The 18,364-nt window shown below is 73.8% G+C and carries 17 protein-coding genes; 7 read left to right on the plus strand and 10 right to left on the minus strand.

Going from position 1 to position 18,364, the window contains the following annotated elements; genetic code table 11:
• Nucleotides 1-182: 182 nt before the first annotated feature.
• The 4 genes from ACIRFH_RS26775 to ACIRFH_RS26790 all read right to left on the minus strand — a co-directional run bounded on the left by ACIRFH_RS26775 (nucleotide 183) and on the right by ACIRFH_RS26790 (nucleotide 3,995).
• The gene (locus ACIRFH_RS26775) at nucleotides 183-1,277 is read right to left on the minus strand and encodes a DUF5925 domain-containing protein (RefSeq protein ID WP_403525795.1); all 1,095 of its coding nucleotides are present in this window, start codon (nucleotides 1,275-1,277) and stop codon (nucleotides 183-185) included.
• Nucleotides 1,278-1,352: 75 nt separating this feature from the next.
• Complete coding sequence (locus tag ACIRFH_RS26780) at nucleotides 1,353-2,168, minus strand: polysaccharide deacetylase family protein (RefSeq protein WP_403525798.1); 816 nt, start codon at nucleotides 2,166-2,168, stop codon at nucleotides 1,353-1,355.
• A complete protein-coding gene (locus ACIRFH_RS26785; protein ID WP_403525801.1) occupies nucleotides 2,161-3,171 on the minus strand; it encodes a glycosyltransferase family 2 protein in 1,011 nt (336 codons plus the stop codon). The genes ACIRFH_RS26780 and ACIRFH_RS26785 overlap by 8 nt, the downstream gene beginning before the upstream one ends.
• Nucleotides 3,168-3,995 (minus strand): glycosyltransferase family 2 protein, encoded by an 828-nt coding sequence (locus ACIRFH_RS26790; protein ID WP_403525804.1) that lies wholly within the window; start codon nucleotides 3,993-3,995, stop codon nucleotides 3,168-3,170. Before ACIRFH_RS26790 ends, ACIRFH_RS26785 begins: the two co-directional genes overlap by 4 nt.
• A gap of 621 nt (nucleotides 3,996-4,616) precedes the next feature.
• Here ACIRFH_RS26790 and ACIRFH_RS26795 point away from each other — a divergent pair.
• Entirely contained in the window at nucleotides 4,617-5,423 is an 807-nt protein-coding gene (locus tag ACIRFH_RS26795) for an SGNH/GDSL hydrolase family protein (protein WP_403525807.1), read from the plus strand.
• On the opposite strand, the gene ACIRFH_RS26800 is transcribed toward ACIRFH_RS26795, so the two are convergent.
• Entirely contained in the window at nucleotides 5,393-7,042 is a 1,650-nt protein-coding gene (locus ACIRFH_RS26800) for a serine/threonine-protein kinase (RefSeq protein ID WP_403525810.1), read from the minus strand. The two genes, ACIRFH_RS26795 and ACIRFH_RS26800, sit on opposite strands and share 31 nt — an antisense overlap.
• Nucleotides 7,043-7,783: 741 nt before the next feature.
• On the opposite strand from ACIRFH_RS26800, the gene ACIRFH_RS26805 reads away from it, so the two are divergent.
• Entirely contained in the window at nucleotides 7,784-8,053 is a 270-nt protein-coding gene (locus tag ACIRFH_RS26805) for a hypothetical protein (RefSeq protein ID WP_403525813.1), read from the plus strand.
• Nucleotides 8,054-8,208: 155 nt separating this feature from the next.
• On the opposite strand, the gene ACIRFH_RS26810 is transcribed toward ACIRFH_RS26805, so the two are convergent.
• Nucleotides 8,209-9,030: an ABC transporter permease gene (locus ACIRFH_RS26810; RefSeq protein WP_403525816.1), complete on the minus strand. Its 822-nt coding sequence runs from the start codon at nucleotides 9,028-9,030 to the stop codon at nucleotides 8,209-8,211.
• The gene (locus ACIRFH_RS26815; protein ID WP_403525819.1) at nucleotides 9,027-9,971 is read right to left on the minus strand and encodes an ATP-binding cassette domain-containing protein; all 945 of its coding nucleotides are present in this window, start codon (nucleotides 9,969-9,971) and stop codon (nucleotides 9,027-9,029) included. Before ACIRFH_RS26815 ends, ACIRFH_RS26810 begins: the two co-directional genes overlap by 4 nt.
• 63 nt (nucleotides 9,972-10,034) lie before the next feature.
• Between ACIRFH_RS26815 and ACIRFH_RS26820 the strand changes: the two genes are divergently transcribed.
• Both ACIRFH_RS26820 and ACIRFH_RS26825 read left to right on the plus strand, forming a co-directional pair.
• Nucleotides 10,035-10,739, plus strand: a complete 705-nt coding sequence (locus ACIRFH_RS26820) for a TetR/AcrR family transcriptional regulator C-terminal domain-containing protein (protein WP_403525822.1) — start codon at nucleotides 10,035-10,037, stop codon at nucleotides 10,737-10,739.
• Nucleotides 10,740-10,783: 44 nt separating this feature from the next.
• Nucleotides 10,784-11,206, plus strand: a complete 423-nt coding sequence (locus tag ACIRFH_RS26825) for a hypothetical protein (protein ID WP_403525825.1) — start codon at nucleotides 10,784-10,786, stop codon at nucleotides 11,204-11,206.
• A gap of 50 nt (nucleotides 11,207-11,256) precedes the next feature.
• Here ACIRFH_RS26825 and ACIRFH_RS26830 read toward each other — a convergent pair whose 3' ends face one another.
• The 3 genes from ACIRFH_RS26830 to hmgA are packed head-to-tail and all read right to left on the minus strand — an operon-like array spanning nucleotide 11,257 to nucleotide 14,548.
• Nucleotides 11,257-12,414: a type ISP restriction/modification enzyme gene (locus ACIRFH_RS26830; RefSeq protein ID WP_403525828.1), complete on the minus strand. Its 1,158-nt coding sequence runs from the start codon at nucleotides 12,412-12,414 to the stop codon at nucleotides 11,257-11,259.
• 22 nt (nucleotides 12,415-12,436) lie between these two features.
• On the minus strand, nucleotides 12,437-13,186 hold the full coding sequence (locus tag ACIRFH_RS26835; protein WP_403525831.1) for a GntR family transcriptional regulator: 750 nt from the start codon (nucleotides 13,184-13,186) through the stop codon (nucleotides 12,437-12,439).
• 27 nt (nucleotides 13,187-13,213) lie between these two features.
• Complete coding sequence (gene hmgA / locus ACIRFH_RS26840) at nucleotides 13,214-14,548, minus strand: homogentisate 1,2-dioxygenase (RefSeq protein ID WP_403525834.1); 1,335 nt, start codon at nucleotides 14,546-14,548, stop codon at nucleotides 13,214-13,216.
• 159 nt (nucleotides 14,549-14,707) lie between these two features.
• Here hmgA and ACIRFH_RS26845 point away from each other — a divergent pair, with 159 nt between their 5' ends.
• The 3 genes from ACIRFH_RS26845 to ACIRFH_RS26855 all read left to right on the plus strand — a co-directional run bounded on the left by ACIRFH_RS26845 (nucleotide 14,708) and on the right by ACIRFH_RS26855 (nucleotide 18,332).
• Complete coding sequence (locus ACIRFH_RS26845; protein WP_403525837.1) at nucleotides 14,708-15,322, plus strand: hypothetical protein; 615 nt, start codon at nucleotides 14,708-14,710, stop codon at nucleotides 15,320-15,322.
• Nucleotides 15,319-15,936: a TetR family transcriptional regulator gene (locus ACIRFH_RS26850; protein WP_403525840.1), complete on the plus strand. Its 618-nt coding sequence runs from the start codon at nucleotides 15,319-15,321 to the stop codon at nucleotides 15,934-15,936. The genes ACIRFH_RS26845 and ACIRFH_RS26850 overlap by 4 nt, the downstream gene beginning before the upstream one ends.
• Before the next feature lie 119 nt (nucleotides 15,937-16,055).
• Nucleotides 16,056-18,332 carry a molybdopterin oxidoreductase family protein gene (locus tag ACIRFH_RS26855; RefSeq protein WP_403525843.1) on the plus strand — a complete coding sequence of 759 codons (2,277 nt, stop codon included), beginning with the start codon at nucleotides 16,056-16,058 and terminating at the stop codon, nucleotides 18,330-18,332.
• The last annotated feature ends 32 nt before the right edge of the window (nucleotides 18,333-18,364 follow it).

The following is an 18,364-nucleotide window of genomic DNA, read 5'->3' on the forward strand; positions in this document are numbered from 1 at the left end:
TCCGGTGCGTGCTCCGGGGGTTCCCCCGGCCGGAGGCTGGGGGAGTGCCGGCCGGAAGCCCTCGCACTGGATGTACTCGGGCTGGACGTACTCGGGCTTCCGTCCGGTGCGGCGAGTGGGGGCACCCCCTCCGGGGGAGCGTGCCGGGCGTCGCGACGGGGCGAACGTCGCCTGTCGCGGCACTAGAGGTACAGCCCCGCCTCCGCACCGTCCCGCGGCTCCGGCAGCGTGGTCGGAGAGGTGCCCCGGCGCAGTGCGAACAGCTCCGCCAGCGTCGCGCCCTCCCGGCCGACGCCCTCCTCGGTGCCGAGCCAGTCCACCGCCTCCCGGCGGGTGAGCGGGCCCACCTCGATGCGGGCCAGACACCGGCCCGGGCGGACGACGGCGGGGTGCAGCCGCTCCAGGTCCTCGTTGGTCGTCACGCCGACCAGGACGTTGCGGCCCTGGCCCAGCAGGCCGTCCGTGAGGTTCAGCAGCCGCGACAGGGCCTGTCCGGCGGTGTGCTTGGCCTCGCCGCGGATCAGCTCGTCGCAGTCCTCCAGCAGCAGCAGCCGCCAGCGGTCCCTGCCCGACGCGTCCTCCTCGCCGATGGCGATGTCCATCAGATAACCGACGTCGGAGAAGAGCCGCTCGGGGTCCAGCACGCAGTCCACCTGGCACCAGTCCCGCCAGGACCGGGCGAGCGTCCGCAGCGCCGACGTCTTGCCGGTGCCCGGCGGGCCGTGCAGGAGCAGCAGCCGGCCCGCGATGTCCTCGGGGGTCGTCTTCATCAGGCCGTCCATCGCCCGGGCGACCGGCGCGGTGTAGTTGGCCCGGACCTCGTCCCAGGTGCCGGCCGAGATCTGCCGGGTGGTGCGGTGCGGGCCCCGCCGCGGGGAGACGTACCAGAAGCCCATGGTGACGTTCTCCGGCTGCGGTTCCGGCTCGTCCACCGCGCCGTCCGTCGCGTCGCCGAGCACCTTCTCGGCCAGGGCGGCGCTGGTCGCCGTCACCGTGACGTCGGCGCCCCGGTTCCAGCGGGAGACGAGCAGCGTCCAGCCGTCGCCCTCCGCCAGGGTCGCGCTGCGGTCGTCGTCACGGGCCACGCGCAGCACCCGCGCGCCGGACGGCAGCAACGTCGCCCCGGACCGCACGCGGTCGATGTTCGCGGCGTGCGCGAACGGCTGCTCGCCGGTGGCGAAACGGCCGAGGAACAGCGCGTCGACCACGTCGGAGGGGGAGTCGCTGTCGTCGACGTTGAGCCGGATCGGCAGGGCGTCGTGCGGGTTCACGGACATGCCGCCATGATCGGGCACGCGGTCGCCGCGCGCACCCGGTTTCCCGGGCGCGCACGGCACGGGGCGGCCGGTGGTTCAGGCACCGGCCCCCGACATCCGCGTCCAGGCCCGGCGTGTCCCGCGGAGCACGGCGTACCCCTTGGTGAGGGCGCGGTCACGGGCGAACGTACGGGCGATCGCGCGTCCCTCGACCAGCCGGGCGAACTCCTCGGGCCCCGTGCGGCGGCGTACGGTGACCCGCCGCAGGGCGTACGGCCCCTGACGCCGGTGCGCCAGGCCGTTGCCGACGGCGAGCGCCTGGGCGTACCCCGTGTCGCGGACCGCCCGCCGCACGCGGCGGTCCGAGTAGCCGTACGGGTAGGCGAACGAGGCCGGGGCGGCGCCCAGTTGGTCGGCGATGATCTCCTTGCAGTGGATCAGCTCGTGCCGCAGCCGGTCCTCGCGGAGCTGGTCGAGCTGCGGATGGGAGTGGCTGTGCCCGCCGATCTCCACGCCGGCGGCGGCCAGTTCGCGGACCTGGTCCCAGTCGAGCATGGTGTCCAGGGCGCCCCCGGTGCCGTACGGGCCGCGCAGCCAGCCGGTCGTGACGAACAGCGTGGCCGGGAACCCGTGCTTGGCCAGCACGGGCAGCGCGTGCCGGTGCACGCCCTCGTAGCCGTCGTCGAAGGTGATCAGGACCGGCCGCTTCGGCAGCGGGCCGCCCGCGCGCCAGGCGGCGGCCAGTTCGGCGGTGCCGACCGGGGTGAGGCCGCGGTCGGCGATCGCCGCCATCTGCTCGGCGAAGGCCCGCGGGGTCACGGACAGGGCGCGGGTCGCTTTGCTCGGGTCGGAAGCGACCGCGTGGTACATGAGGACCGGCACGCGCGCGTCGGCCACGGGCGCCTCAGCCATGCGCGCCCCCCTCGGCCGGTTCGACGGGGGCCACCGTGAACGTGGCCCCGCCCCGCCGTGCCCGTACGCTGCCCACCACATAGCCGCCCGCCGCCGTGAGCACCCCGGCGACGATCGCCCCCGCCCGGCGCGCGCCGCCCGGCCGGGCCAGCGCGGCGTCGCGCAGGCCGCGCACCACCCCGGCCGGCAGGACGCGGGTGGCGTACCGGCGTTCGGACTCCAGGCCCTTGTCCGCCCCGACGCTGCGGGCCACCAGTGCCTTGGACAGGCCCTCGGCGTAGGTGCGGGAGCGGAAGTAGCCGAAGTGTTCCCGCGCCCCGGGCACCCGGTGGTGGATCACCGCCCGGTCGTCGATCAGCAGCACCGCGTCGGGCCGGGCGCGGGTGAGCCGGATGCACAGCTCCGTCTCCTCGCAGCCCAGCGGACGCTTGTCGCCGTCGCGTCCGATACCGGTGGCGAAGCCGCCCGCCGCGTCGAACACCTCACGGCGGAAGGAGGCGTTGCCGCCGAGCACGTTGCGCACCCGGGCCCGGCCGGGCGGCAGGCCGCGGTACGTGCAGCCCACCACCCAGTCGAACTCCTCCGGGAACCAGTCCGGCCGGCGCCCCGACGCCCAGACGGGCTCCGTGCGCCCGCCGACGGCCATGACCGCCGGGTCGGCGTACCCGGCGGCGAGGTGCCGCAGCCAGTCGCGCTCGGCCACGGCGTCGTCGTCCAGGAAGGCGACGACCTCGCCGCGCGAGGCCGCGATGCCGGTGTTGCGGCCGGCGGACAGGCCGCGCGGGCCCGCGTTGGCGTACACCCGCAGGTCCGGGTCGTCCTTGTACTCCTTGGTCAGCCGGTCCCGGAGCGCCTCGTTGTGGTCGACGACCAGCAGCGTCTCCAGGGCCGGGTGGGACTGCGCCCGCACCGAGGCGACCGCCGCGAGGATGTCCTCCCAGCGGTCCTCGGTGTAGACGCAGATCACCACCGAGATCGTGAGGGGGGTGCCGACAGTGCTCAAGACACCTTCCTCCGGGCCGGGCCGGCCGACACGAGCGTCGGCGAGTGCGTACGGCTGCGCAGCGCGCGCCGGTTGGAGCGCTCCTCGAGGATCACTCTGAGCACCCGCAGCCCGTCCCGCACGGCGCGCAGGTTGCTCACGCCGTGGATGCGCAGGTACTCGTGGCTGGGTATCTCCTGCACCTTGAGGCCGGCCTTGACGACCCGGATGTTCATCAGGGTCTCGACCTCGAAGCCGGTGCAGTCGAGGTCGATCTTGTCCAGGCAGTGCCGCCAGAACGCGTTGTAGCCGTAGCACAGGTCGGTGTAGCGGGCGCCGAACTTGCGGTTGACGACCGCGCACAGGGCGCGGTTGCCGAGCTTGCGGATGAAGGTCATGTCGTCGGTGCCGCCGCCGTTGGCGAAGCGGGAGCCCTTGGCGAAGTCGGCGCCCGAGACGAGGGCGGAGACGTACGACACGATCTCCTGGCCGTCGGCCGAGCCGTCGGCGTCGACCATGACGATGATGTCCCCGGTGCACGCCTCGAAGCCGGTGATCAGCGCGTCGCCCTTGCCCTTGCCGCGCTGCTCGACGACCTTGACGTCCGGCCACAGTTCCCGGGCGACCTCGACGGTGTCGTCGGTGGAGTTGCCGTCCACGAGGACGACCTCGTGGATCCAGTCGGGCAGCGTCTTGAAGACGTAGGGAAGGTTCTCCGCCTCGTTCATCGCGGGGATGACCACGCTCACCGGCGGAGCGATGGCCAGGTGTGAGGAGACGGGCCGGTACTTCCCGGCGGGGGACGGACCGTTGTCCGTCGCCGCCGGCTGCAGAACTGAGCTCATGAGTCTGGTCCCTCTCGTCCGGCGGACCGCCCGCCCCAGGGGCGGTCCGGCTCTGTATCCGGTTCGAAAGGGGGGTTCTCACCCATGGCGCGACGGCATGGACCCCCGTGCGTGCCAGGTGAGCTGGCAAAGCCTGTCGACGCCGACGCACAAGACGGCAGCCGACCGCGCGGCACGGCCCGGCCACCTGTGTGGTTCACCGAGCACGGCACCCCCCTACCGCGCCCCGCTCCCGGTCCGCCGCGGCCTCGAGCCCTCCCCTGAGCCGCTTGCCGACGTACCGATGCGGGAGATGTATGACGGTATTGACGATTGAACCCCTATGGCAAGACCTGGAACGAGGTCTCACGTTTTTGTTGTTTTGCCGTCATCCGTTCTTCTCGGAGGCGGTCTCGCGCGGTAGTGCGGGTCCCCGGACCGTTCCGCTTTGCCCCCCGAAGCCCAAGATGCCGGGCCTCAATGTGGCCCGGCCCGCCGGAGAGCGTCAAGACGGCACTGGCGTTCCCCCTGGCTTCCGTCCGATTTTGAACCATCGTCAGGCCATTCTTGGCATGAACACTTCCTATCAACACGCGTAGCTGCTACCACGGTTCAGGCAGAGATCCTGCTAAGGGAGGTTCCATGAGACGTTCCCGACTTGTCGGCTTCCTGACCTCGTTCCTTCTCGCCGCCGGCGCCGCCCTCACCGGGGCCGCGACCGCCCAGGCGTCCCCCGCCGCGGTCACCGGCGGCTACGTGGCCCTCGGTGACTCCTACTCCTCCGGCGTCGGAGCGGGCAGTTACCTCAGCTCCTCCGGCGACTGCAAGCGCAGCACGAAGGCCTATCCGTACCTGTGGGCGGCCGCGCACTCACCCTCGTCGTTCGACTTCACCGCCTGCTCCGGCGCCCGTACGGGTGATGTCGTCGCCGGACAGCTCGGCCCGCTCAGCTCCTCCACGGGTCTCGTCTCCATCAGCATCGGGGGCAACGACGCCGGTTTCGCCGACGTCATGACGACCTGTGTGCTCCAGTCCGACAGCTCCTGCCTGTCGAGGGTCGCCACCGCGCGGGCGTACGTCGACCAGACTCTTCCCGGCAACCTCGACACCGTCTACTCGGCGATCCGCGGCAAGGCCCCGAACGCCCGCGTCGTCGTCATCGGTTACCCGCGCTTCTACAAGCTCGGCACCTCCTGCGTCGGCCTCTCCGAGACCAAGCGGAAGGCGATCAACGACGCCGCCGACCTGCTCAACACCACCATCGCCAAGCGCGCCGCCGACCACGGCTTCACTTTCGGCGACGTACGTCCCCCGTTCACCGGACACGAGATCTGCTCCGGCAGTTCCTGGCTGCACAGCGTGAACTGGCTCAACATCGGCGAGTCGTACCACCCGACCGCGGCCGGTCAGTCGGGCGGCTACCTGCCGGTCCTCGACGGCGTCGCCTGACCCGAAGCGGAAGGAGAAGCGGAAGCGCTGGAGGGGGAGGCCCCGCCCGTCGGGGCCTCCGTTCCCGTCTCACAGGACACCGAGAACGCCACCGCGTCCGACGTGGTCCCCACCGGCTCCCGCACCTCCACGCGGACGGCGCTCTCGAACGCGCCGCCGTCGTCGTCCGTCGTCACGACGACGGTGTCCTGCCGCGAGCGGCCGCCGCCCGCGGGGAAGGACAGCGTCTTCCACCCCGGGTCGGAGAGCACCCCGTCCTCCGTCACCCAGCGGTAGGCGACCCGCGCCGGCACCCGCCCCACCGTGAACGTCGCCGTGAAGGCGGGCGCCCCGTCGTGCGGCGGGGGACAGCTCCCCGAGTAGTGGGTGCGCGTGCCCGTCACGGCCACCGTCACCGACTGCGGCGGGGGGCTGCTCCCCGGACGACCGCTCCCGGAACCGGCCGACGGACTCGGCTCCGCGCCGCCGCCGCTCCGGCTCGGCGCCGCCGGACTCGCCCCCGGTGACCGGCTCCCGCCCGATCCCTCCGTGCCGCCACCGCCGTCCGAGCGGTTCAGCAGCGCGTACGTCAGTCCGGCCAGCGCGAGCGCGAGCACGGCCAGCCCCACCACCAGCACGGCCCGTGCACGGCCCTCCCGCTCCCCGGGCGCGGTGGGCCCGGGCTCCGCCGGCGTCGCGGGCACGGGCACCGGGGGCGTCGGCGACACCGGCCCGGGGCGGGGCGCGGCCGTCGGGGCGTACGCGCCGGCCGGCACCGTGTCCGCGCCCGGCGAGCCTCCCCCGGACGGCGTGCCGCCGGCCCCGACGAGCCGCAGGTCCTGCTCGGCCCGCCCGGCCGGCAGCCGCCGGGCCGGGTCCTTGCGCAGCAGGCCCTCGATGACGGGCGCGAGCGCACCGGCCCGGTGCGGCGGCGGCAGCTCCTCGTCGACGACCGCCCGCAGGGTGCTCAGCGGGGTGTCCTGACGGAACGGCGACGAGCCCTCGACGGCCGCGTACAGCAGCACGCCCAGCGACCACAGGTCGGACTCCGGACCGGGCGTGCGGCCCAGTGCCCGTTCCGGGGCGAGGAACTCGGGAGAGCCGACGACCTCGCCGGTCATGGTCAGCGCGGAACTGCCCTCGACCGTGGCGATCCCGAAGTCGGTGAGCACCACCCGGCCGTCGTTGGCCAGCAGCACGTTGGCCGGTTTCACGTCCCGGTGCAGTACGCCCGCTTCGTGCGCGGCCCGCAGCGCGGCCAGCACCTCGGCGCCGACGCGGGCGGCCCGCCGCGGTTCCAGCGGGCCCTCCGCGTCCAGCAGGTCGGCCAGGGACAGCCCGCGCACCAGCTCCATCACGATCCAGGGCCGGCCGTCGTCGGTGGCCACGTCGTACACCGTGACGACGTTGCGGTGGGCGACGCGCGCGGCGGCCCACGCCTCCCGCTCCAGCCGGGCGTACATCCGCCGCACCTCGGCGTCCGGGAGCCCGGCGGGCGCGCGGACCTCCTTGACGGCGACCTCGCGGTGCAGCACCTCGTCGCGGGCCCGCCACACCGTGCCCATGCCGCCCTCGCCGAGAGGGGACAGGAGACGGTAGCGGCCGGCGACCACACGCTCACTGCCGGGGTCTTCGAACACCGGCGCCCCCTATGACGTCTCGCACGGGTCCGCCCCGCACTGGTCCCGGTGATTCTTCCCAAAAGTAGCTCAGCCCAGTGCGGATGCCGCCCCCCGAACACCGATCCGGCGCCGACGGCCACCGCGACGCGCACCGGCCCGCGCCTTCCGCCCTCCCGCGTGCCCTGCGCGACCGCGTCCTGGCCGTCGTACGCGCCGCCGTGACCGCCGCTGCGGCTCTTGCCGTCGCCGTGCAGGCCGGCCGGACCCGGGGCGAGCCGGACACCGCGCGGGAACGGCGCGTGAGATCGCCCACGTCCGGCCGGCCCCGGACGCCCGCGCGACGAGCGGCGTGGACGGCCGGGGCCGCGGTGGCCGCCTCCGTGACCGAGGGGCGCGCGGTCGTCACCCTGCGCGGACACGGCGAGCCTTCCGGCGGCCGCGCGCGCCGGCCGTGGAACACGCGCCCCGGCGCCGGCCCGCGCTCCCCGGGGCTCCCCGGCGGCGACACGCCCCTGATCGTGTCGGACCCGGGCCGGTCCGCGACGTCACTGGCCGTGACCGCCGGACCCGGTGCGGACGCGGCCCGGCCGACGAGCAGGCACGTTGTCCAACTCGCCCTGGAATCTGTTGGATTCGGAGAGTAATCGTCAACACCCTTACGGGGAAGGTGAATCCTGTGACCGCGATACACGGCTGCCTCACCGGGGCGATAGGGTTACCCTGCCCGGGCCGGGTGGACTCGTACGGGTGGGGAGTGACATGGAACAGATAACAGTGCGCAGCAGGGCGAGGGTGCCCGCGATCACCTGCGGGAGCAGCGCGACCAGTTCGCGCCTCGACCGCCATCTCGCGGTGCTCGGAGGTCCCGCCCTTCCACAGCGGGAGACGTTGGAGGCGACGTCGCTGATGCGCGAGCTGACCGCGCGTGAGCCCGCGCACAAGCACAGCAGCAGGGGTGTCCGGGTCCGCCGGGTCTCGCTCTTCGCGCCCCTGCGCCGACTGCGTCGCTCGCTGTTCGGCGGCAACTGAGGTCCGCGCCACGGTGATCACACCGTCCCGGCACGGCGCCACGCACTCGTCCGTCATCCCCACGGCACGCAGTGGCGCCCCCGGTGTGATCCCCGGCGTGAGCGCATCCCCGTCCCGCCCGGTCCCCACCCGGTGGTGACGAAGGCCCGGCCCGCTCAGCGCTCCCCGCGCGCGTACCGGCGCACGGCCAGCGGCGCGAACACCGCGAGCAGTACCGCACACCAGGCCAGCGATCCGGCGACGGGATGCGCCACCGGCCAGGCGGCCCCCTCCGGCACGGGCGCGTTGCCGAACAGATCGCGCAGCGCCGTGGTCACCGCGCTGATCGGATTCCATTCGGCGACCGTGCGCAGCCAGCCCGGCAGTCCCTCGGTCGGGATGTACGCGTTGGACAGCAGCGGCAGGACGAACGTCGCCCCGCCCAGCTGACCGGCGGCCTCCTCGCTCCGGGTGAGCAGCCCCAGGAAGATTCCGATCCACGTCGTCGCGAACCGGAACAGCAGCAACAGCCCCACGGCGCCCGCCGCGCCGGGCGCACCGCCCTCCACCCGCCAGCCCACCGCGAGCCCGACCAGCAGGAACGGCACCGTCCCGGCCGCCGTGACGAGCACGTCCGCGACCGACTGCCCGAGCGGCACCGCGGCCCGGCTCACCGGCAGGGTGCGCAGCCGGTCCGTCACGCCCCGGTGCGTGTCCTGGGCGGCCTGGAACATGCCCGTCATGATCCCGTTCGCCGCCGTCGCCACCAGCAGGCCCGGTACCAGGAAGGACCGGTACTCCGCGCCCGGCATGGCCAGTGCGCTGCCGAAGACGTAGCCGAAGAACAGCAGCATCGTCACCGGCATGGTCTGGGTGAGGATCAGCAGCCCCGGATTGTTCCGGATCCGCCGCAACTGCCGGCCCAGCATCGCGGTGCCGTCGTACACCAGGTCGTACGGGGTGGTCGTTGCCGTCGTCGTTGCCGTAGTCGTGCTCATGCCGCGAGCTCCTTGCTGCCGGTCAGACGGAGGAAGACGTCGTCCAGGGTCGGCGGGCGCAGGCTCGCGTCGACCAGGGGCACGCCCGCCGCGTCGAGTTCGCGGACCAGGCGCGGGAGTGTGAGGGTCGGGTCGGTGCTCACCGCGCCGACCGTCAGGCGCTCGGGGTCGAGCACCGGCTCCGCCCCGGTGAGCCGGTCGAGGACGGCCGCCGCCCGCCCCAGGGCGTCCGCGTCCGCGACGACGGCCTCCGCGTGCGCTCCGACCAGTGCCTTGAGCTCGGCCGGCGACCCCGTGTGCGCCACCCGGCCCCGGTCCACCAGGGCGATGTCGTCGGCGAGGCGGTCGGCCTCCTCCAGGTACTGCGTGGTCAGCACCACGGTCGTGCCGTTCTCCTTCAGGGCGCGCACGGCGTCCCAGATCTGATTCCGGCTGGCCGGGTCCAGGCCGGTCGTCGGCTCGTCCAGGAAGAGCACCTCGGGCCGGCGGATCAGGCTCGCCGCCAGGTCCAGGCGGCGCCGCATGCCGCCCGACAGGGTCGACGCGGGCCGGTCGGCGGCCTCGGTGAGGCCGAACCGGTCGAGCAGCTCGGCGGCCCGCGCCGAGGCGTCCCGCATCCGGTGCAGCCGGGCGAACAGCCGCAGGTTCTGTCGTCCGGTGAGGTCTCCGTCGACCGACGCGTACTGCCCCGTGACCCCGATCCGGCGCCGCACGGCGGCCGGCTCCCGCACGAGATCGTGCCCGGCGACCCGCGCCGAGCCCGCGTCCGGCCGCAGCAGCGTGGTCAGCAGCCGCACCGCCGTCGTCTTTCCCGCCCCGTTCGGACCGAGCAGCCCGCACACCGTGCCCTCGGCGACCGCCAGATCCAGGCCGCGCAGCGCGCGTACGTCGCCGAAGCGCTTCCCCAGACCCTCACTAAGTACAGCGTACGTAGTAGTCATGGGTCGACCATAGCGCACTACGTACGCTGTACGTAACTAGGATGGTGGCCGAGGTGATGAACGATGGCGGGCCGAGCGGCCGTACCCGAAGTGATCTGGGCGCGCCCCGAGCGCACCGGCCGGGGGCCGAGACCGGCGTACTCCCGCGCCGACATCGCCGCCGCCGCGGTGCGGATCGCCGACGCGGAGGGCCTGGACGCGGTCTCGATGCGCCGCGTCGCCTCCGAACTGGGCTGCGGCACCATGTCGCTGTACAACTACGTCCCCCGCAAGGAGGACCTGTACGAGCTGATGATGGACGCCGTCAGCGGCGAGCACGAACCGTGGGAGCCGAGCGGGGACTGGCGCGCCGACATGCTCCGGGTGGCGCACCAGACCCGTGCGCTGATGCACCGCCACACCTGGATTCCGCGCCTGATGTCCCCGGTCTACGGCTTCAGCCCCAACGCCCTGCGCTACCTGGAGCACTGCCTGGCCTGCCTCGACCCCCTCGACGCGCCCTACGGCACGAAGATGGAGCTGGTGGCGATGGTGAACGGCGTCGTGACGACCTACGTCGGCAACGAACTCGCCACGGCCGAGCGCACCCGCTCGCTGCCCTGGAGCGAGGAGCAGGAGAACGCGGCGCGGATCGCCTACCTGGGCCGGCAGATCGCGAGCGGCGCCTACCCCCGGCTCGCCGCCTCCTTCGCCGAGGACGCCGGGCCGATCGACCTGGAGGCGGTGTTCGAGCGGGCGCTGCAGCGGGTGCTGGACGGGTTCGCGTAGCGCCCCGCCCGGTGTCGGACCGGAGCGATCGGACGGAGAGTCCCGTGGGAAAGTACGAGGTGCACGGCGGCACCGGAAGGGACTTCGACTTCAATGTCGGTCCCATGGAAGGCGTGGGGGACCGCGAGCGGTTCGGCGACCGGCTGTGGGCCGATGTCGCGCGCGTTCTCGAGGTCTCTTTCGCGGGTTTCCCGGGGGAGGCCGGGGACCGGGGGAGCCACCGGTACTGGTTCGAGGACAACGCGATGAGCGTCTCCCTGTACGTCGACGAGGGTGAGCCGGGCTGGGTCTTCGAGAAGGCCCCGGCGATGCTGACGGCCCGGTCCCGGTCCGAGACGGCCGAGACCTGGCAGCTGGCGGAGAAGCTGTACGCGGGCCTGGTCGCGACCGGGGCCTATTTCGTGGCGGTGTTCGCCGAGGACGGCATGCCGATCGACGCCAACTTCGACATCGGCGACGACTGGTGACCGAGCCCGCTTCGGGTGGGCGCCTGTGGGGAGACCGTCCCGACGGCTGCCTACAGCAGCGTCAGCTGTCCCTCCGGGCCCTCCTCCCGGGCGTCCAGGACCGAGGCCGGTCTGCGGGAGGTCTCGGGGGCCGGCAGGACGCCCGCGGCGCGCAGTTCCGTGGCCGTCACCGGGTCCGTCACCGTCAGCTCCGCGCAGTGCGGGCGCAGTTCGGCGAGCAGGGCGAGGACCGTGATCAGCTCCAGCAGCTCGGACGTCCAGGCCTGCGGCCAGCCGACCGCGCGGATCGCCGCCAGCGTGCCCGGCTCGCCCTCGGCGGTGCGGGCCGCGAACCACTGCTCCAGGACCCGCACCCCGCCCACCTCGAAGTCCCAGGCGCCCGGCGGTACCGGGGAGACACGGCCCTCGTCCAGGTGCAGGGCCTCCCCGTCCCGGTCGTAGCGCAGGGTCAGCGGGCGCGCGGGCAGCGGGGCGCGGACGTAGGGGCGGCGTCCGCCGGGCAGCTTGGGGCGCTCGCCGTCGCGCCGCATCAGCCACAGCGCGCGGCGGCCCAGCGCGACGCCGTGCTCCCACTGCGCGGGATCGGCGGTCAGCGGAACCACCGGGCCGGGACGCACGGCCGCCACCATCCACGCCAGCACGTCCAGCGGACCGGGGCGCAGGCCGAGCCGGGCGGCCAGGTGGTCCAGCAGCCCGGGGGCCAGGTTCGGCTCGGCCCCGCCCGGGCGCCGGTGCAGCGGGCGGACCCGGGCCGGAGCGAACAGGGGGATGCGCGAGGTCGCGAGCAGGAGGGGGCCGGCGGCGCCGGACGCCTCCAGCACGAAGACCTGCCGCTCGTCGGCCACCCGCCACAGCTCGGGACGGGCCGCGTCGATCAGCCGGTGGTCGGGTATCAGCCACTGCTCGTCGAAGGGCGCGCGCAGCACGCGGACCGGCTCCGGACAGGGCCCCGAGGCGCGCAGCAGCCGGTCCGTGCCGCCGGACGTGCCCGGCAGCCGCCCGACCGCCGTGTGCAGCGTGCGTGACCGCGTCGGCTCGAACAGCGCCTCGCGGTCGGGTCCCTCCGCCTTCACCAGGGCGTCCCAACGGGCCTTCAGGGACGCCGGGTCGGGGGCCGCCGGCCACCCCCGGCCGAGCCGCGGCGGTGCGACGGACCACGGCATGAGGTCCGCCGGCCGCGGAGCGTCGTCGTGCGTCACGTCCGGCATCGTACGACGGGGTGCCACGGCCTCAGGTGGCGTCCAGGGTGACCGTGAAGGAGAAACGGTCCCCCCGGTAGTGGATGACGGCCACGTCCAGCACCCGTCCCGCCGGGTCGTACGTGATGCCCGTGTAGTGCAGGATCGGGCTGAGCAGCGGGACTTCGAGCAGCCGTGCCGTCTCCGGGTCCGCGAGCCGGGCCTCGACGGTGTCCGTGATCCGGCTGATGCCGATGCCCACCACGTCCCGCAGCACCTTGGTCATCGGCCGGTGCGCGAGGTCGCCCGGGTCGATGCGGGCGGCCAGTTCGGGCCGGATCCAGTTGCGGGCGTGGTTGGTGGGCTCGCCGGTCTTCTCGTCGCAGCGCAGCCGGTGGTACGTGGCCGCCTCGGCGAGGTCCGGGAAGTACTCGGCGAGTTCGGGCGGTACGGGAGCGGTGCCGTGGTCCAGCAGCTCGGCCTTCATGCCGGACTGCTGGGCCACGATGGCGTCCACCGAGCCCAGCAGCCGTACCGGTGCGCCCCGCCTGACGTGCGGCTCGATGAACGTGCCGCGCCGGCGGTGGCGGGTGATCAGCCCCTCGTCCTCCAGCTCCTTGAGCGCCTGCCGCATGGTCAGCACGCTCACCCCGTAGTGGCCGGCCAACTGCTCCTCCGTGGGCAGGCGCAGCGGATCCCGGGGCGAGCGGCCGAGTATCGAGGCGCGCAGCGACTGCGACACCTGGTACCAGAGCGGCAGCTTGCGGTTCAGGACGATGGAGTCCGGGGCGAAGGAGGTCACGGGCCATCCGTACCGGTAGGGGAAACCTCAGTGCAAGGGGCGGAAGTGACGCTCGAGACCCTGCCAGACGTCGTCGTAACCCTGCTGCAGGTGTTCGGCGCGGGCCGCCTGCGGCGTGAGGCTCACCGGCCACCGCGTCTCGAACATGAACGCCAGCCCGTCGTCGATCTTCTGCGGCCTCAGCTCGGCCGCGCTCGCCCGGTCGAACGTCTCCCGGTCCGGGCCGTGCGCCGACATCATGTTGTGCAGTGATCCGCCGCCCGGCACGAAGCCCCCCGGACCGGAAGTCTTCGCGTCGTAGGCGCCCTCGATCAGGCCCATGTACTCGCTCATCACGTTCCGGTGGAAGTACGGCGGCCGGAAGGTGTCCTCACCCACCAGCCAGCGCGGCGCGAAGACCACGAAGTCGACGCCCGCGAGGCCCGGGGTGTCCGACGGGGAGGTGAGCACCGTGAAGACCGACGGGTCGGGGTGGTCGTACGAGATCGTGCCGATCACGTTGAAGCGGCGCAGGTCGTAGACGTACGGCACGTGGTTGCCGTGCCAGGCGACCACGTCGAGCGGGGAGTGGTCGTAGACGGCCGACCAGAGGTTGCCGCAGAACTTGTTGACCACCTCCACCGGGCCCGTCGTGCTCTCGTCGTCCTCGTACGCGGCGACCGGCGCCTTGAAGTCCCGCGCGTTCGCGAGGCCGTTGGCGCCGATCGGGCCGAGGTCGGGCAGGCGGAACGGGGCGCCGTAGTTCTCGCAGACGTAGCCGCGGGCCTCGGCGTCGAGCAGCTCCACGCGGAAGCGCACCCCGCGCGGGATCAGCGCCACATGACCCGGCTCGGCGTGCAGCGGCCCGAACTCGGTGCGCAGCAGCAGTCCGCCGCGCTCCGGGACGATCAGCAGCTCGCCGTCGGCGTCACCGAAGACGCGCTCCATGGAGGCGTTGGCGCGGTACAGGTGCACGGCCATGCCGGTGCGCTGGGTCGCGTCGCCGTTGCCGCCGAGGGTCCACAGGCCCGCCAGGAAGTCCGTCCCGGCGTCGGGCTCGGGCAGCGGGTCCCACCGCAGCCGGTTGGGGTCCGGCACGCACTGGGTGAACGGGGCGGTGCGGATCGCGCCGTTGCCCGTCCGGGTGAACGCCGGATGCGCGGCCGAGGGGCGGATGCGATACAGCCACGAGCGCCGGTTGTGCGCCCGCGGCTCGGTGAAGGCCGTGCCGCTGAGCTGCTCGGCGTACAGCCCGAGGGGCGCCCGCTGCGGCGAGTTCCGGCCTTCGGGAAGGGCGCCCGGAACGGCCTCGGAACTGTGTTCGTTGCCGAAACCGGACAGGTAGGTCAGGCCCTCCGCGGTCTTCCGCGCGTCCCCGCTCATGGATAGCTCCCTCGCCGTCTGATTCCTATGCCACACCGTAGGATTGCGGTTTCCCGGGCGCAAGAGGGCGAGCGGACCCGGTCCTTCCCACCGGGGTGATGACCGGAACCGGACCCCGGGGGGATCCGGAGCGCCGGACCGGTGTTCTACTCTCCCGGCATGTCGTGGACGCGGGGAACAGTCGCCGCGCTCGCGGTCTGTGTCCTGTTGCTGACCGGATCCGCGGGCTGCGGCTCCAGTGATGCGGAAGAGCCGGGGGCCGGTGCGTCGCCCTCGTCGGCGGGCAGGCTCCTCGCCCGCACCGACGAGGACGGCCACCGCTACCGGGAGGCGGACGCCGGGCGCGCGCCCGAGGTCGGCATCGAGGTGCAGCCCACCGCCGACGGCAGCTGGGACGTGCGTCTGGCCGTCCGCGACTTCCGCTTCTCACCGGAGGGTTCGGCGGCGACGGCGGTGGCCGGCCGCGGCATGGCGCACCTCTTCGTCGACGGGGACCTCGTCACCCGCCTGCGCGGCCCGCGGTACCGCCTCACCGCCGGGTTCGTCCCACGCGGCACCCATCACGTCACCGCGCGCCTGTACGCCGACGACGGCACCGTCTGGGCCGTCGACGGCGAGCCGGTGCAGAGCACGGCGGACATCACGGCCTCGGGCGCGGAGCCGACCGGGGCCACGGAGCCGGCGCTCCGTGAGGACGAGGTCCCGCCCGGCGCCGCTGCCCGCCCGGGCACCGGAGGCCACGGTTCTCCGGGCCGCGGCGGAAAGGAATCATGATGCACGTACCCCCCGCGACCCCGCTCCGTCGTGCCCCCGTGCAGCGGCGCAGCGCCGAACGGCTGACCAGGATCCTCGACGCCTGCGCCGTCCTCCTCGACGAGGTCGGCTACGACGCGTTGAGCACCCGGGCCGTGGCCCAGCGCGCCGGCGTCCCCATCGGCTCGGTGTACCGCTTCTTCGGCAACAAGCGGCAGATGGCCGACGCGCTGGCCCAGCGCAACCTCGAGCGCTACGCCGAGCGCGTGACCGAACGGCTGGCCGAGGCCGGTGACGGAGGCTGGCGCGTCGCCCTCGACGCCGTGCTCGACGAGTACCTGGCGATGAAGCGGACCGCGCCCGGCTTCTCCCTCGTCGACTTCGGCAACCAGATACCGGTCGGCGGCCGCCACTTCGAGCCCAACCACCGCGTCGCCGACCGGATCACCGAGCTGCTCTCCGGGCACCTCGGCCGCCGCCCCGACGACACGCTGCGCCGCACCTTCCTGGTCGCCGTGGAGACCGCCGACACCCTTGTCCAGCTCGCCTTCCGGATGGCGCCGGACGGCGACGCCGCGATCATCGAGGAGGCCCGGGAGCTGCTGGCGGCGTATCTGGGGCGGGTGCTCGACTGACATACGGGGAGGCCGCCGCTCCCCGGGTTCTCCCCGGGCCTCCTCACCATGCCTACCGGTCGGTATGCTCGCCGCGAGGTTTCACGTCCGCGCGTCACCGCCGCCCACCGGGAGGACCCGTGTCCCGCACCGCCCTGCGTATCTGCCCCCTGTGCGAGGCCACCTGCGGCCTGACCCTGACCGTCGACGGCACCAGGGTCACCGCCGCCCGCGGCGACCGCGACGACGTCTTCAGCCGCGGGTTCGTCTGCCCCAAGGGCGCCTCCTTCGGCGCCCTCGACTCCGACCCCGACCGGCTGCGCGCGCCCCTGGTGCGCCGAGGCGGCGAGCTGCGCGAGGCCGGCTGGGAGGAGGCGTTCGACGCGGTCGCCGCGGGCATCCGCCCCGTCGTCGAACGGCACGGACCGCACGCCGCCGGCATCGTCCTCGGCAACCCCAACGTGCACACCGTGGCCGGCGCCCTCTACCCGTCCGTCCTGCTCGGCGCGCTCGGCACCCGCAGCCTCTTCACCGCCTCCACGCTCGACCAGATGCCCAAGCACGTCTCCAGCGGGCTGCTCTTCGGCGACGCGAACGCCATCCCCGTGCCCGACCTCGACCGCACCGGCCACCTGCTCCTGATCGGCGCCAACCCGCTGGAGTCCAACGGCAGTCTGTGCACGGCGCCCGACTTCCCCGGCCGGCTCAAGGCCCTCAGGGCGCGCGGCGGCACCCTCACCGTCGTCGACCCGCGCCGCACCCGCACCGCGAAGCTCGCCGACCGGCACGTGGCGATCCGCCCCGGCACCGACGCCCTGCTCCTCGCCGCGATGGCCCACGTCCTGTTCGAGGAGGGCCTGGCCGACCTCGGCGCTCTCGCCCCGTACGTCGAGGGAGTCACCGAACTCGCCGACGCCCTGCGGGACTTCACCCCGGAGTCCGTCGCCGCCGCCTGCGACGTCGACGCCGCCACGACGCGTATCCTCGCCCGTGAAATCGCCGCCGCCCCCACCGCCGCCGTCTACGGCCGCATCGGCAGCTGCACCGTCCCGCACGGCACCCTCGCCAGCTGGCTCGTGGACGTCCTCAACGTCCTCACCGGCAACCTCGACCGGCCCGGCGGCGCCCTCTTCCCGCAGGCCGCCACCGACCGCACCCCGCGCCCCGCCGGACCCGGCCACGGCTTCGCGCTCGGCCGCTGGCGCTCCCGGGTGAGCGGACACCCCGAGGCGAAGGGCGAGCTGCCGCTGTCCGCCCTCGCCGAGGAGATCGACACCGCCACCGACGACGGCGAGCCGGTCCGCGCGCTGATCACGATCGCCGCCAACCCCGTCCTGTCCGCGCCCGACGGCGACCGGCTCGACAAGGCGCTGGCCTCGCTCGATTTCATGGTGAGCGTCGACCCGTACCTGAACGAGACCTCGCGCCACGCCCACGTCGTCCTGCCGCCGCCCCCGCCGGCCCAGAGCCCGCACCACGACTTCGCCTTCAACACCCTGGCCGTGCGCAACCAGGTCCGCTACACCCGCCCCGCCGTCCCCCTCGAACCCGGCCGCATGGCCGAGACCGAGATCCTCGCCCGGCTGATCCTCGCCGCCACCGGCGGCCACGGCGCCGACCCGGCCGCCGTCGACGCCCTGGTGATCGAGCAGACCCTCGGCAAGGCCGTACGGGACCCGCACTCACCCGTGCACGGACGCGACCCGCACGACCTCGCCGCCCGCCTCACCGGCGTCGACGGCCCCGAACGGCGCCTCGACATGATGCTGCGCCTCGGTCCCTACGGCGACGGCTTCGGCGCCCGCCCCGACGGGCTGTCGCTCCAGCGGCTGCTCGCCCACCCGCACGGCATCGACCTCGGCCCGCTGCGCCCGCGCCTGCCGCAGCCGCTGAAGACCCGCAGCGGCAAGGTGGAGCTGCTGCCCGAACCGATCGCCGCCGACCTGCCACGCCTGAGGCGCTTCATGGCCGAGCGCCCCGCCGGGCTCGTCCTGGTCGGCCGCCGCCACCTGCGGTCCAACAACAGCTGGATGCACAACGTCCCCGCCCTCACCGGCGGCTCCAACCGCTGCACCCTGCACGTCCATCCCGACGACGCCGCCCGGCTCGGCGTGCGGGACGGGGAGGCGGTGCGCGTCAAGGGCGCCGGGGGAGAGGTGACCGCCCCCGCCGAGGTCACCGACACCGTCCGGCCGGGCGTGGTCAGCCTCCCGCACGGCTGGGGCCACGACCGCCCCGGCACCCGCCTCACCCATGCCGCCGGCGACCCCGGGGTCAACGTCAACCAGCTCCTCGACGGCCGCCTGCTGGACCCGCTCTCGGGCAACGCGGTCCTCAACGGCGTGCCCGTCGAACTCGCCCCCGTGCCCCGGCGCCGACCCGACTCCGACCCGACCGTGCGCCGAGCAAAGCCGTGACCTGGAGTTCTGCGCTTATTGCTCGCATGTCA

Origin of the sequence: Streptomyces sp. NPDC093586, from assembly GCF_044764905.1 — a bacterium.
Classification (GTDB): Bacteria; Actinomycetota; Actinomycetes; order Streptomycetales; family Streptomycetaceae; genus Streptomyces.

What these genes read in the sequence shown, in the direction of transcription:
- ACIRFH_RS26775 (WP_403525795.1), bottom strand. Translation starts at nt 1,277, where the DNA reads ATGTCCGTGAACCCGCACGACGCCCTGCCGATCCGGCTCAACGTCGAC.
- ACIRFH_RS26780 (WP_403525798.1), bottom strand. Translation starts at nt 2,168, where the DNA reads ATGGCTGAGGCGCCCGTGGCCGACGCGCGCGTGCCGGTCCTCATGTAC.
- ACIRFH_RS26790 (WP_403525804.1), bottom strand. Translation starts at nt 3,995, where the DNA reads ATGAGCTCAGTTCTGCAGCCGGCGGCGACGGACAACGGTCCGTCCCCC.
- ACIRFH_RS26795 (WP_403525807.1), top strand. Translation starts at nt 4,617, where the DNA reads ATGAGACGTTCCCGACTTGTCGGCTTCCTGACCTCGTTCCTTCTCGCC.
- ACIRFH_RS26805 (WP_403525813.1), top strand. Translation starts at nt 7,784, where the DNA reads ATGGAACAGATAACAGTGCGCAGCAGGGCGAGGGTGCCCGCGATCACC.
- ACIRFH_RS26810 (WP_403525816.1), bottom strand. Translation starts at nt 9,030, where the DNA reads ATGAGCACGACTACGGCAACGACGACGGCAACGACCACCCCGTACGAC.
- ACIRFH_RS26815 (WP_403525819.1), bottom strand. Translation starts at nt 9,971, where the DNA reads ATGACTACTACGTACGCTGTACTTAGTGAGGGTCTGGGGAAGCGCTTC.
- ACIRFH_RS26820 (WP_403525822.1), top strand. Translation starts at nt 10,035, where the DNA reads ATGGCGGGCCGAGCGGCCGTACCCGAAGTGATCTGGGCGCGCCCCGAG.
- ACIRFH_RS26830 (WP_403525828.1), bottom strand. Translation starts at nt 12,414, where the DNA reads ATGCCGGACGTGACGCACGACGACGCTCCGCGGCCGGCGGACCTCATG.
- hmgA (WP_403525834.1), bottom strand. Translation starts at nt 14,548, where the DNA reads ATGAGCGGGGACGCGCGGAAGACCGCGGAGGGCCTGACCTACCTGTCC.
- ACIRFH_RS26845 (WP_403525837.1), top strand. Translation starts at nt 14,708, where the DNA reads ATGTCGTGGACGCGGGGAACAGTCGCCGCGCTCGCGGTCTGTGTCCTG.
- ACIRFH_RS26850 (WP_403525840.1), top strand. Translation starts at nt 15,319, where the DNA reads ATGATGCACGTACCCCCCGCGACCCCGCTCCGTCGTGCCCCCGTGCAG.